Below are 14012 nucleotides of genomic sequence, written 5' to 3' on the forward strand. Positions count from 1 at the left end.
AAAAACTTATCTTTTTGTCATAAACAAGTTTTGTTATTTTGATGATGAAGTAGTCCCTTCATTTAGCGGATGCAGAACATTCGACTTGAACCTTCCTATATATGTGAAACAATATTTATAGCTCACCTACGGAAGTAAGCATGATTTTTGATTTCAATTTCAAACTTTCAGATTAATTTGTAATTCTTTTATGATAAGCTATATGTAAAGATTAAACATAAAACATAAAGGATGATTCGTATGCAAATAAGACCACAAGTAAGTGAATATAACTCCTATTATGCAACGTATACTAACTTGGTATCAGACGGAAATATCATACATATTCTAGAACAACAAATGAAGGAAACGAATCTTTTATTAAAGGAAATTTCTGATAGTGAGGGACTTTTCCGGTATGCTCCTACTAAATGGAGTATAAAAGAAGTAATGGGTCATATAGCAGATACAGAACGTATTATGGCGTATCGATTGCTATCAATCGCTCGAGGCGAGACAGCAGAACTTCCAGGCTATAATGATGATATGTATGTTCTTAGAGCTGCTTTTGATAAGCAATCTATGCAAGATCTTCTTGAGAATTTAATAGTTGTTCGACAATCTACCCTGTATTTACTTAGAAGCTTAGATAATGAAGCTTGGTCACAAAGAGGAAATGCGAATAATTCTGAAGTTACAGTTCGTGCATTAGCATACATCATTGCTGGTCATGAGCTTCATCATCTTCAAATTATAAAAGAACGTTACCTTGGTTCTGATTTATATCCAGCAACTTAATATTTGAAGAAAAAGAGTCCTATTTATGTAGGGCTCTTTTTCAGTATTTATAACGGATTATTGCTTAGAACTATGGCAATTAAATGCATTTATTTATAAAATTCACCACATAATATATATGCTATCCCCTCTTATTCTGTACATAATTTTCTTTAGGCTGATATACTATAAACACAATAGTTCTGGAAAGGTGATGATATTATGTATGAACAACAAAATAATAGAGATAGAGATCAAAAAATGATGTTTTTCATGCAAGGAGTTCCCACAAATAAAATTAACATGCATCAATTACCTAAATGGATTAGAATTTTTGGCTATTGTGTGTTTGGTTGGATGATAGTATTTAGTTTAATTATGATTGTAGGTTTAATTCTGCAATAACTATACAGAGTAGGTAAACGGGACAGTATTTAGGTCATAAATCTAGGTAATGTCCCGTTTTTTATATGTAATTATCCCATGATATAAGTAACCAAATATAATAAAAAGAACCTGTAGAATATCCTACAAGTTCTTTTTATTATATTATTACAACGGGAACAACAAACTATTTTAACATTCAGTACAGGGAGACCATTTTGATTATGGCTTGATTTTATTATAAATCAAATATAAGCTTTTGAAAGGTCTATATTTTGAAAATTATGTGAATTAAAAAGCTACGATGTTTATATTAGATTTCATTTACGACCAACTTCTTCTTACTTAAATACACTGCACGATCTGATTTTTTAGCAACCTCCTGTGAGTGCGTCACAACAATAATGCATTTATTCTCTTTATGTGCAAGTTCTTGAAACAGTTCTATTATATCCATTGCGGTTTCCTCGTCGAGGTTTCCTGTCGGCTCATCTGCAATTAGTAAATCAACATTACACGATAGTGCTCGAGCAATTGCTACACGCTGTTGTTGTCCACCGCTTAGTTGCAGGACGTTTCGTTTCGCTTCAGCTTCTGAGAGTCCTACCCTCTCTAATAATTCTAATGCTCTTGCTGTTTTATTTTGCACTTTAACACCTGTAATTTCCATTGCTGTTAAGACGTTTTGAAGAGCGGTCATATAGGTAATTAAGTTATAAGATTGGAAAATTACAGATACATTTTGATTACGGTATCGATCCAAACCAATTTTTCTAATATCTTTGCCATTATACAGTACATAACCATTTTTAGGGACATCTAGTCCACAACCTAAGCTTAGAGTTGTGGTTTTACCAGATCCAGATGGTCCTAAAATCGTGTAGAAATGTCCTTTTTGAAAAGAAAAGTTAACATTATCTAGTATCGCTACATTTTTTCCGTTACTTTCATAATAATAATCCAAATTTTTAAACTGTAAAATCGTCTCCATATCGAGCCTCCTCATTCATCTTTTAAAAGAATTTGTTTTGGGTTTAAACGTAGAATAGATAATGCTGGAAGAAGCGTTGCTATTATAGCAATAGCTAGTCCTATTCCACCCATTTTCCCTACATCTTCTCCTGTTACACTTACATCAATTTTATCAATTGGATCTTCTTTTTGATTTTGTAGAGTACCACCGGGTCCAGCCATCATTACAGTACCATGTTGCGAGGTATCTGTTTCTTCGCTTGCAGTAGCAATTTCATTCGAAAGTAAATGATCCCCGATATATTGAGAAACTTTAGCTCCTGTTGTTATGGATAATCCAAATGCTAAAATAGCGACACACACTACTTCTACTACGAATTGCGCCACCAGTTTCCACTTTTTCTCTCCAATAGACAATAGAATTCCCATTTCTTTACGACGTCCTTTAATTGATAGCATAATGATTAATCCTAAAATGATCGCACCTGCAATCGATACAATATAAATAATCATTTGAGAAGTCGAAGAGATATTTTCGATAGGACCAATCATTTGCTTGTACAATGAATCATGCGCATCTAATTTATAATAATTAAAATCAATATTAGATTTTTTTGCTTCTTTTTTAAATGCATCAATATATTGTGGATCATTCAAGAAATACACGACTTGAACACTACTTATACCTTGGTCTACTTCTAATTTTTTCATAGTTGAATGTGGCATATATAGTTTATTAGCTGGATCCATAATAGGAGGAGCCTGTTGACCCATTGCTTGCTCATTTGTTTCGTAAATACCGATAATTTCAATCTCAAGGGTTTCCTTCTTATCCCCTGATTGTATTTTAACTTTGTCTCCTACTTTCAAATTGTTTAATTCCGCTAATCGTTTTTCCATTAAAGCTACATTCTGTTCCTTCATTTGCTCTGTTATTGGTTTTCCATCAATGATTTTACTTTTTCCGTTTTTAAAGCTTTCTTGTAATGCAGTCTTGCGAACTCCCTCAATCATAAAAGAAGCATTCATATCTATTTCTGTACCAGAGCTTGAACCGCCTCGCGCGGCCGCCATTCCCACTTTACCTTTTCCTTCTTCTTCTCCTTCTGAAGCCCCTACTAGTTTAAGCCCATCAGAAATACCTAAAGTATTAGTTATGTAATTATAATCTTTTACATACTTGGACTCCGCTAATTGATCTGTTTCTTTTGCATCGAGCTGCGGCGGATTTGGCATTTCTCCAGATTCCTTAGCTTTTTGACCTAATTTGTCGAAATTAAGACCTAAAGTAACATCTACACCAAGTTTTTTTCTTGCAGCATCCGCTGCTTTTTTTGATGCATTTTGGATTGTGAAACCTGAAAGAACCAAGTTTGTAACAATCAGAAAAACTGCCATCAAAATTAATGATGTTCCTATCCTTTTTTTCATACTGAGAATTGCTCGTTTCATAAAATTCATTTTTTCTTACCTCCTTGATAACTTGTATTCTATATAGGTTATCTAGAGTTTATATGGAGCTAGTCGGTAGTTTAACTAGAGATATAAGGAGTTTATGTGTAGTTATTTACCTGTTCCAAAAAAGCTAGAACACAAATTCAAAAACGCAGTCGTTTTTGAATATTGGTAAGGAGTTAGTCAATTTAAGAGACTTATAGAAAAGAGAGGTTAAGCTTAATTTAATGTATATAATAAAAAAAATATATTTATTGTATAATTTCTATACAATAAATATAGAGAACCTATTTGTGAATATTTATATGAGAATTGTAAGTTCCTAATAGAAATTACATCTTTTAATAAGAAAAGAAACAATTTAACATTCTTTTATGTGGATATGAATATTAACTTACTTCTTAAATTTTAGTATATATTTATAGTTTTATTTTATTGTAAGCTTTATAATATACAAATTTATCACCTGTTCTTATAATTCAAGCACCTACTATTAGGAAAAGAGAATATTTCTTAATTAATTTAAAACATAAATTTTGTCTATATTTTAAACAATATGTATTTGGGAGGAGGTTAATTTGATTTTTTCAAAACTCATTGATCGGTACGCCTTATATGATTTACACAAAAAAAGAAGTGTAGCGTTTCAGTATACTTCCCTTTCTAACACTTCATTAAATATAAAGGACATAGAATCTTTTTATAAAGTAAAACCATCCTATATTCATTTTGACATTAAGCATTTAAAGCAAAAAAATGAATACATGGTTGGGCAATTCAAATATAAAAGCTCGGTTCAATCCGGTGATTCACGCAACGACTCTGTAACTGGGGAATTATTCTTACATAAAAATGAAAATGCACCTCATGTTATCTTTGTTCACGGTTGGAGAATGGATTCTAACGAACGTGTAAAAAAAATATTCCACGATCATATGACCACTCTAAAGTGGAATATGTATTATTTCACTCTACCCTATCATTTTGAAAGAAAACCCGATCAATCCTTATTCAGTGGAGAGTATATGGTAAGTGCAAATATTGAACGAACAGTACAAGCAACTAGACAAGCGGTAACTGATTTACGGGCTTTGATTAAATGGATTAAAGCAAATAAAAATGTTCCCCTGATTCTAATAGGAATTAGTTTAGGTGGATTTATTACTAACTTAACCTCTCTTGTTGAAGAAGAAATTGATGTGTTAGCATCCATTTTCTATGCAAATCGACTTTCTTATTCTATTTGGAATACAATTCCGGGTAAATTTATTAGAGAAGACTTAAAATATCATGGTATTACGTATGATGACTTAATAGATTATTGGAAAATCACTGAACCGAGTCAAGCATTACCAAAAGTACAAAAAGAAAATATTTTATTAATTTCAGGTAAGCACGATCTATATGTGCATTCTGAGGATACAGACTACTTGTGGGAATCTTGGGAAAGGCCTACACAATATATTTATACATGTGGGCATGCCGGGATAGTTCTTAAACGTAAAAAAATTGCAACTGATACTATCAATTTTATTCAAAATCGATTGAACGCCCCGCACTTATCCAATGACAGGTCTTAAATTGTGAGATTACTAAGTAGGGGGTAGTACCAACATTCGTACACTAAGATTCTTTCAACATAAAGATTGTTGATAACTTGTACGTGTCAGTAATGCTGGTGTTACTTTAAATACAAAGAGCATGTTTTAAAAAATGATAATAACATGCTCTAAACTTATCTATTTATTTTTATTTCTTACAGATATCTATAGATAATATTGAAACATCTCATGTATTAAAAAGTGTTCCCTGCAGTGCTTTTATGTATCGATCTGCTGACTTCTGAACAGCAAGGTCCACATGCTTTGACACGACTCGATGAAAAGCATTATAAATACGGTTGAATGGTAGCCCTTTTACTATATCCGTCAGCTATTTTGCTTTACTAGCAGTGGATGTAGATAACTGTACATGAAACTCACTCACTGACAGTTGGCAATCACTTGAAAAATATCACCTGTTAGCAAAATGCCTTAATATAATTTCCAACTTTCCAGTGTAAAACAGTTCTTCCTTTAAAATGACCTCCAAGACGATTTAATGTAATGCCATTTGTTAATTCAAAAGACTCACATACTTGTATACTCAAAATCCCTTTGATTTGTTTTTGGATGGTAAAACATGTTTCTCTACTCTTTCATATTGAGTAAGTAATTGCCTAATAAAAGATAATTTCGGTATTAACCAATACGAAAATACCGCTGAAACACATCCTATTAAAGCCCCTATTGCAACATCAAAAGGATAATGAACCCCAACCCAAATACGTGAGATTGCTACACAAAGTGCAAGTATAAGCCATAGCCATCCAGTTCTTTTACGAACAAGCCAAAACGAAAAACAAATTGAAAAAAAGAGAATCGTATGGTCACTAGGAAATGAATTATCTACAGCATGGTCGACAAGTTTATTAACATCAGGCAATACTGCAAACGGTTGATAATTTAGATGGAATTCCCCTGCTATTTTCCCGATTACCTCAGCAATTACAAAAGCAACCATCGCTTGAATAACTATCATTCTACTTTTTCTAGACCCAGTAAACCAATAAGCTAAAATAATTAAAGCAAAAATATATACCATATATTCTGCCAAAAATACGATGGCCGGGTTTAGGAATGAATATTGTTTACCTAAATCATTAATTGCTCGAAAAATATCAATATTGAATTGAGAAAAAGACATTTCAAATCCCTCCTTTTAGTAAGGTGTTTTACTGAATGCCATATACTTTCATTACATGAATAGTTTTGGTTATTGTACTCATCTAGAAATAAAAACTTCTTATGACATCGCTTTCTTCTTTTTCACTTTAATAAAAAAAGAAAAAGGAAAACATCGAATTTCCTTACAAACATTCGTGCATTCTTACAGTTTTGTCATTTTTTCGTCACTTTGTAAATAGGTTCATCGTCTTGCCTTTTGCTATATTTATAAACTCTTATATCTATAACTACGGAAACGATAATTACACATAAAAAAGAGAAGAACCTTGGTAAGTTCTTCTCTTTTTTGTTTATTAAATTGTAATATAATTACAGTATGTGAAATTATACTATTTTAATTTTAAAAGCGAAATGAAAACAACCTTTCCTCCACTTTCGGCATTTATTTAATTGGTTTCTCTGTTTTTAAAACTAGTGAACTTAATGCAGGGACTTTAATTTTATTATCATGGACAACGTAAAGTGTTTTACTACCTGCCTGTTTACCGTCTACTAGTACTTTCCATGGACCTTTCGATGGAAGCGCTATTTCAACGGATTCCCTATTTGCATTATGAGCCACTATAAAGTATTCGTTTTTATTCTCATTGCCCTTTCCATCTATTGAATAAGCCACAACATTTTTGGGAGCATCAATAAAAGATATTTGTTTTTTAATTTGTTCTGCAGATGTCATTCGAAAAGCTGAGTACTTTTTGCGTAATTCTATTAAGCCCTTCATATAATCTACTTCATTATTAAACGTTGCACGGCGCAACCAGTCCATCTGGTTAATTGAATCTGGAGATTTGTAACTGTTATGATCACCATATTTCGTGCGCATAAACTCTTGTCCCGCATGTAAGAATGGAATACCTTGTGATGTTAATAAAATCGAAGAAGATACTTTATGCATTTGTTTTCGCACTTCTTCACTGTCACTTGGATTAGTCAACTCAAGTTTATCCCATAATGTATGATTATCATGCGCTTCCACATAAGTTAGCACCTGCTCTGGATCTTGATAAGTAGACAAATTCACATCGTAGTCAATGCCTGCTGTAATACCTTTTTTAATACGGTCTTCCATGTTCTCCTTTCCATTTACAAAGCCGCTTTCTTTCTCTTCAAATACACTACCTTTCAATCCATCACGTATATTATCGTTAAAATGAGCAATCCCTTTCATTTTCTCTGCATTTTTTTGATTTGCTTTCAACTCAGGTGCAAGAGGTGTATTTAAATCCCAACCTTCTCCATGCAGTATAATAGAAGGGTCAATTTGATTAACAGCTTTACGTATTTCATTCATCGTTTCATAATCATGAATACCCATTAAATCAAAACGGAATCCATCTAAATTGTATTCTTTTGCCCAGTATGTGACGGAATCTATCATAAATTTCCTCATCATTTTTCGTTCTGAAGCAGTATCATTTCCTACTCCAGTTCCATTTGCAAGTGTTCCGTCTTCATTGTAACGGTAATAATAACCTGGAACTAACTTATGAAAATTAGATTCAGCAGCATTATACATGTGATTATATACTACATCCATTACAACACGAAGATTATTATCATGCAGTGTTTGAATCATTTGCTTTAATTCAGTTATTCGAACAGTTGGCTCATATGGATTTGTAGAATAGGATCCTTCTGGAACGTTGAAATTTTTCGGATCATATCCCCAGTTATACTGTGGTTCATTTAAATTCTCTTCATTTACTGAAGCATAATCAAATATCGGTAAAAGCTGAACATGCGTAACACCAAGATCTTTCATATGATCAAGTCCTGTTTTTACACCTTCAGGCCCTCTTGTTCCTTTTTCTGTTACCCCTAAATATTTTCCTTTCTGTTTAATACCACTTTCGGGCTGAATAGAAAGATCACGTACATGCAATTCATAAATAATAGCATCTTCTGGGTTGTTAAATTTTGGCTTGTTATTTCCTTTCCATTTTTTCGGATTTGTTTCTTCTAAATCAACAACTGCACCTTTATCTCCATTTACAGAAGCAGCGCGTGCATACGGATCAACTGCTTCAGTCCACTTATCACCAATTTTCACCTTATACGTATAAAAGAGTCCTTTTTGGTTCCCTTTAAGTTCTGATTTCCAAGTGCCTTTTTCGCCTTGTTGCATGTTTATTTCAGTACCTATTTTATCGTTCCATTTTTTATATGTAACTAACTTCACTTCACTCGCAGTAGGAGCCCATACACGGAATTTTGTATGTTGTGGTGTATATATATTACCTAAATCGTTACCATCATAATAAAATGAATGATCAAACGCCTCACTACGAATGACTTTACCGATTTCGGTATACGTATCGGCTACGTTTTCGATTTTAACTTTGTATGTCTGTTTTAAATCAATTTCCTGCTCCGTAATTATTTTAACCTTATTAGTAATATTTCCACTGTTTATATCATAAGGACTAATATTCTTAATTTTAATGCCTTCAATTTCAATTTTCCGTTCCTTAATATGAAACGGCACATTAGTCGTTACAGTAATTTCATTGAAACTATCAATAGTTGCTTTTTGAATTGAGAGATCCGAAGAAGGCTTAGAATTATATACTTTATCGTCACCAGAAAGAATCCATACTTCAGCACGACCGTCCTTTATATTTTCAATCCAACGATCGCCACCATCTTTTTCCCACTCATTCGTACGAATGATAAATCCTACACGGTCATATTCATCATTTATATTAATCTTAGCGTACTTTCCAAATTCATCTTCACCAGTAAATTCATATGATTTACCATTCGCATTTTCTCCCCATAACCAAAGGTTCCAATCCTTTGTATTTCCAGACTGTTCTTTGTAATGAATGGTAACTTCAGTTGTTTTCGAAGTTGAAACTGCCTTTACACTTTGAAAAGAGAAAACTGAGGAAAACATAACGATTATAGTAAGTAATAAAACTGATTTGTTAATTAATCTTTTTATCATTTGCACCACATACACCCTTTCTTTAAATAGTACGTACAATTTATTATGCTCGTACTAAATTACACTACTTAAATTAATCTAGAACTCTCTTTTACTGCACCCCCATATTGGCTATTTTCACATATGTATTTCAATGATCTTTTAATACGAAAACGTTTGCATTAATGTTTAAAAAAATAGATTTATTTATGTCTGCATATATTTGTAAATACTAAAAGATCAGGGAAATCATTTTAAAGCAATCGTTTGTTATCGCTTTCATTTTATAGTAATTTCTATTAAGAGGTCAATATATTATTAATTTTCTGTTTTTGTAGATTTTAAACCTTTTATATTTGTCGCAACTTATTGAAGATACCTAGCCTAATTATTGCTTAGTAAGTTTATTTTTACTAATGTATAGTTACGTAAAAAACAGCTAATATCCTTAAAAGGACGTTAGCTGTTTTTTATAATGTATTAATATATGAATGATAACCATGTTTCTAACTTACTTAATTTTTGCTGCATCAAATGCTTTTTGAACTGCTTGAACTTCAGCTGTATTCGCACCATATTTATTAGTTGCCACTCGAATACATGCTGATCTCAATTCTTTAAAATTAGAAGTCATGTTTAACTCATCTGTATTTGCGTAATAGAAGATATCAAACATTTTATCTTCACCAATTCCTTTAACAGTTACACCGTTATGAGTTCCGCCTTTTGCAATGAGATACGCAACTTTATTAATAATGCTTGAATTAAAATGAACGCCACCTTGATCCCATCCATTAAAATCGTTAAATTCACTGTAATCATCTGGATAAGGTACTCCAAGTGAAGATGGAACAGAAGCCGGGTTTTCCATATCACGGAAGACAGATCCAGTTTGTTCTCCCATCGTCCAGTTAAAGCTTCCATTATTTACGTATTTCTCAATAGATGTTCCCATAATATCAGATAGCGCCTCATTAATCGCACCAGATTCACCGTAATATTCAAGATTAGATTCACTAGAAGTAACAGCATGTGTAAATTCATGGCCAGCTACATCATATGCTTTGACGATTGGATCTCCATATACAAGCATACTACCATTATTCGCACTTAACGCATTCTGCCAATTTTTCGGATCATTTGTATCTCCAGAATCCCAAGCATGTACAACTGAAACTACCTTTTGCCCCTTGTTATCAAAACTATTACGCTTATATTTCTCTTTATAAAAATCAAATACTTTTGTTGCTAAGTAATGAGCACTTACTGCTTTTGGATCGTTAAATGCTGTCGAAGTACTAGTTGCTAATGTACCAGGATAATAGCTTTCTTCTTTAGTAATATCTCTGTAATTCACATCATATGTTTCAATTCCTTGCCCTCTTGTATAATCAGCAAGAGCATATTTGCCATTACTTTGTTTAGAAATACCAAATGAACGAGAGATCCCTAAATCATCTTTTCCAGTGCCCGTTAATGATGTAAGACTGCTTTTTTTATTTTTCTTTAAAGCTCCAACTAATTTTTCACTAGCTTTCAAGTTAGATTCTTGCACCATATTTTTTAACATATCACCATTTTGTGCATTTACTAAATAAGTTCCGGAAACATAGTTTGGTGTTGCAGCTTCAAATGTAACCTGGTATGCATTGCTAGCTTGTCCATTATTTTCATCAACAAAAATAACTTCCTTAACTTCTGGCCCAGAAATAAAATTGATATCGTTCCCGTACTTCGTATAAATATATTGTTTCGCTTCATCTTTTGATAGATTGATAGGTTTTTTCAATTCGTCTTGTTTTAAATTTTGCGCGCTATCACCTGAAACACTTTTAATAACACCGTTATTATCTACGTGTGCAGTTAATTGATGGCCATATACTTCTTTTCCTTCATATGTTTGCTGTATACGTACAAGCGTAGTCCCATCATATGAATCACGTTTTTGAAGAACTTTATAATCTACTCCAGTTTCTCCATTGACTTGCTTTGAAGAAAGGGCTTGTTCTGTTTTCTCCTTAAGAGCATCTTTTACTACATTCTCTGGTGCCTTTTGTGACGGTTGTGTAAGTTCACCTGAACGGAATGATTCCTCCTGAATTTGAACTTGTAGTTGATCTGTTTCCTCTGCATGCCCTACCCCATATGGTGCTACTGCTGTTAAAGCTAAACCTGTTGTTAATGCTACCTTAGTTAATGTCTTTTTGTTTTTCATTTTTTCACCTCGTATAATTTTGAAATAGAAAGCTTGTACAAAGTATACTGCCTGTCTCTGTCGAAAAAAAGGGAAAATACACAATTTATGTAACATTATGCAAAATTACATAATGTAAGGGCGATAATACAAATAAAGAACAACTTATATATGTACATGAGTTTCAATAAAAAAAAGAGCACTTTAAGGTGCTCTTCAAATACGATTATAAATTATGCATTGTGTCATTTATTAGTATATGCTCGTCTCATTTAATTGTTTATTTAATGATTTCTCTACCCAATAACCTTTTAAAAATGCATCATCTAGTACACTGGTATCCTCCGTTACTATTTGATTAGCAAATAAAAAATATAGTTAAGATAATGCTAGAAAGAAACATACTACTTATTTGAAATAATATTTATTGGTACTTTGTTAATTAGCACAAATAAATCAACCTTTAACTTTCCTTCTAGATCTTCCGCTACATTATTTAAGCAAAACTCTAAATTATCTCTATCATAATCTGCAGCATATTCACTATTTAGTAGCCACTCTGCATATATGTATTGATATGCAGCACTTAATTTATGAGAACTGGTATAGAGCGTATAGACCTCCATCTACACTTTTAAATTGCACATCCTGATGTTGTACTTTTTTAAAGTCTTCAGGTATGGTAACGCAAGCATCATGTCGGCACATATGACTTGCAACAATATCAGGATTATCTAATGAAATTCCGATAAATGATTGCTCTGGTGGATAAAGTTTATTTTCAATTGACCAGTTCAACAACTTTCCCCAGTGATCTTGTGGTTCAAAATAACTACCAGTTCATCTTATATATGCCACTTCTAATGGTGGTAATTTTTTTATAGTCACTTTCATATATATCAGCCCCTTTATAACTATCTACTCCATTCATAACATGTCTTATCAATTTATCATGAAATAAATGTAAAAAATGCCTCCATTCACTCATTTTTCATGCGTATGTATGTACATTTGTTAATTTATTCGATATATTATGTGTATTGAATGATTATGAAAAGTTTATAGGTCGCTAAAAAAACTTATATTTTTATATCCTTGAAAACTACAAAATGTATGTAAATCCATTTGTCAAATGAATTTAGTGCGGAAGGAGGTTTGTGGTTACTTCATCGGGATATAATAATCAGTTTTAAACTGATAAAAATATAGGAGGCGACATAATGTTTCGTACGATTTCAAATTTCATGAGAGTAGCTGAGATAAGAAACAAAATTCTTTTTACACTAGCGATGCTAATTGTTTTTCGAATTGGCACGTTTATTCCAGTTCCTCATACTAACGCAGAGGTATTAAAAGTACAAGATCAAGCTAACGTTTTAGGTATGCTAAACGTCTTTGGCGGAGGAGCACTGCAGCATTTCTCAATCTTTGCTGTAGGTATCACACCATATATTACAGCTTCCATCATAGTGCAATTACTACAAATGGACGTTGTACCTAAATTTTCGGAATGGGCAAAGCAAGGAGAAATGGGCCGTAAGAAATCAGCTCAATTCACTCGATACTTTACAATCATTCTCGCATTCATACAATCCATTGGGATGTCTTATGGTTTTAATAATATAGCAGGTGGACAATTAATTACAGATCAAAGCTGGACTACATACTTATTTATTGCGACAGTTTTAACTGCAGGTACTGCATTTTTACTTTGGTTAGGTGAACAAATTACCGCTAATGGCGTTGGTAATGGTATTTCGATGATTATCTTCGCAGGACTTGTTGCGGCGATTCCAAATGTTGCGAACCAAATTTATTTACAACAATTTCAAAATGCAGGCGATCAATTATTCATGCACATCATAAAGATAGTTTTAATTGGTCTCGTAATTTTAGCGATAGTTGTTGGTGTTATTTACATTCAACAAGCTGTACGTAAAATACCGATCCAATATGCAAAAGCTGTTTCAGGAAACAATCAATATCAAGGAGCAAAAAACACTCATTTACCGCTTAAAGTAAATAGTGCTGGTGTTATACCAGTTATCTTTGCTTCTGCATTTTTAATGACGCCGCGTACAATTGCGCAGCTCTTCCCTGATTCAAGCGTATCAAAATGGTTAGTTGCAAATCTTGATTTTGCACATCCAATTGGAATGACACTTTATGTCGGTCTTATCGTTGCTTTCACATACTTCTACGCATTTATTCAAGTAAATCCTGAACAAATGGCAGAGAATTTGAAGAAGCAAAATGGATATGTACCTGGTATTCGTCCTGGTAAATCAACAGAACAATATGTAACTAAAATTTTATACCGTTTAACATTTATCGGTGCAATTTTCTTAGGTGCAATTTCAATTTTACCGCTCGTATTCACAAAGATTGCTACATTACCACCCTCAGCACAAATTGGTGGTACAAGCTTACTGATCATCGTCGGTGTAGCACTTGAAACAATGAAAACATTAGAAAGTCAGCTTGTAAAACGTCATTATAAAGGGTTTATAAAAAAAGCAAATTAAGTAAAAAAACACAG

Annotated in this window: 9 protein-coding genes and 1 pseudogene; 4 read left to right on the forward strand and 6 right to left on the reverse strand. The window is 32.7% G+C overall.

Translation table 11 applies throughout. From position 1 onward, the window contains the following. Positions 1 to 240 precede the first annotated feature (240 nt). Entirely contained in the window at positions 241 to 777 is a 537-nt protein-coding gene (locus tag ATN06_RS13665; protein WP_060631086.1) for a DinB family protein, read from the forward strand. Between the two features lie 201 nt (positions 778 to 978). Then, positions 979 to 1161, forward strand: a complete 183-nt coding sequence (locus ATN06_RS13670) for a hypothetical protein (RefSeq protein WP_060631087.1) — start codon at positions 979 to 981, stop codon at positions 1159 to 1161. Between the two features lie 292 nt (positions 1162 to 1453). On the opposite strand, the gene ATN06_RS13675 is transcribed toward ATN06_RS13670, so the two are convergent. Then, positions 1454 to 2131 (reverse strand): ABC transporter ATP-binding protein, encoded by a 678-nt coding sequence (locus tag ATN06_RS13675; RefSeq protein WP_000447852.1) that lies wholly within the window; start codon positions 2129 to 2131, stop codon positions 1454 to 1456. Between the two features lie 11 nt (positions 2132 to 2142). Further along, on the reverse strand, positions 2143 to 3573 hold the full coding sequence (locus tag ATN06_RS13680; protein WP_060631088.1) for an ABC transporter permease: 1431 nt from the start codon (positions 3571 to 3573) through the stop codon (positions 2143 to 2145). A gap of 572 nt (positions 3574 to 4145) precedes the next feature. On the opposite strand from ATN06_RS13680, the gene ATN06_RS13685 reads away from it, so the two are divergent. Then, positions 4146 to 5147, forward strand: coding sequence for an alpha/beta hydrolase (locus ATN06_RS13685; RefSeq protein WP_060631089.1), 1002 nt, complete (start codon positions 4146 to 4148; stop codon positions 5145 to 5147). 565 nt (positions 5148 to 5712) lie between these two features. Here ATN06_RS13685 and ATN06_RS13690 read toward each other — a convergent pair. The 4 genes and pseudogenes from ATN06_RS13690 to ATN06_RS13705 form a co-directional block, all read right to left on the reverse strand. After that, positions 5713 to 6312, reverse strand: a complete 600-nt coding sequence (locus tag ATN06_RS13690) for an undecaprenyl-diphosphatase (RefSeq protein ID WP_060631090.1) — start codon at positions 6310 to 6312, stop codon at positions 5713 to 5715. A 423-nt stretch (positions 6313 to 6735) separates the two neighbouring features. Beyond that, entirely contained in the window at positions 6736 to 9306 is a 2571-nt protein-coding gene (gene pulA, locus ATN06_RS13695; protein WP_060631091.1) for a type I pullulanase, read from the reverse strand. A gap of 484 nt (positions 9307 to 9790) precedes the next feature. Beyond that, entirely contained in the window at positions 9791 to 11494 is a 1704-nt protein-coding gene (locus ATN06_RS13700) for a M4 family metallopeptidase (RefSeq protein ID WP_060631092.1), read from the reverse strand. A 383-nt stretch (positions 11495 to 11877) separates the two neighbouring features. After that, positions 11878 to 12367 (reverse strand): annotated as a pseudogene (locus tag ATN06_RS13705) (AraC family transcriptional regulator). A 326-nt stretch (positions 12368 to 12693) separates the two neighbouring features. On the opposite strand from ATN06_RS13705, the gene secY reads away from it, so the two are divergent. Beyond that, the gene (secY, locus tag ATN06_RS13710; protein ID WP_060631093.1) at positions 12694 to 13998 is read left to right on the forward strand and encodes a preprotein translocase subunit SecY; all 1305 of its coding nucleotides are present in this window, start codon (positions 12694 to 12696) and stop codon (positions 13996 to 13998) included. Positions 13999 to 14012: the final 14 nt, after the last annotated feature.

The organism is Bacillus thuringiensis (genome assembly GCF_001455345.1).
GTDB lineage: Bacteria > Bacillota > Bacilli > Bacillales > Bacillaceae_G > Bacillus_A > Bacillus_A thuringiensis_N.

What these genes read in the sequence shown, in the direction of transcription:
- ATN06_RS13665 (WP_060631086.1), top strand. Translation starts at nt 241, where the DNA reads ATGCAAATAAGACCACAAGTAAGTGAATATAACTCCTATTATGCAACG.
- ATN06_RS13670 (WP_060631087.1), top strand. Translation starts at nt 979, where the DNA reads ATGTATGAACAACAAAATAATAGAGATAGAGATCAAAAAATGATGTTT.
- ATN06_RS13675 (WP_000447852.1), bottom strand. Translation starts at nt 2,131, where the DNA reads ATGGAGACGATTTTACAGTTTAAAAATTTGGATTATTATTATGAAAGT.
- ATN06_RS13680 (WP_060631088.1), bottom strand. Translation starts at nt 3,573, where the DNA reads ATGAATTTTATGAAACGAGCAATTCTCAGTATGAAAAAAAGGATAGGA.
- ATN06_RS13690 (WP_060631090.1), bottom strand. Translation starts at nt 6,312, where the DNA reads ATGTCTTTTTCTCAATTCAATATTGATATTTTTCGAGCAATTAATGAT.
- ATN06_RS13700 (WP_060631092.1), bottom strand. Translation starts at nt 11,494, where the DNA reads ATGAAAAACAAAAAGACATTAACTAAGGTAGCATTAACAACAGGTTTA.
- secY (WP_060631093.1), top strand. Translation starts at nt 12,694, where the DNA reads ATGTTTCGTACGATTTCAAATTTCATGAGAGTAGCTGAGATAAGAAAC.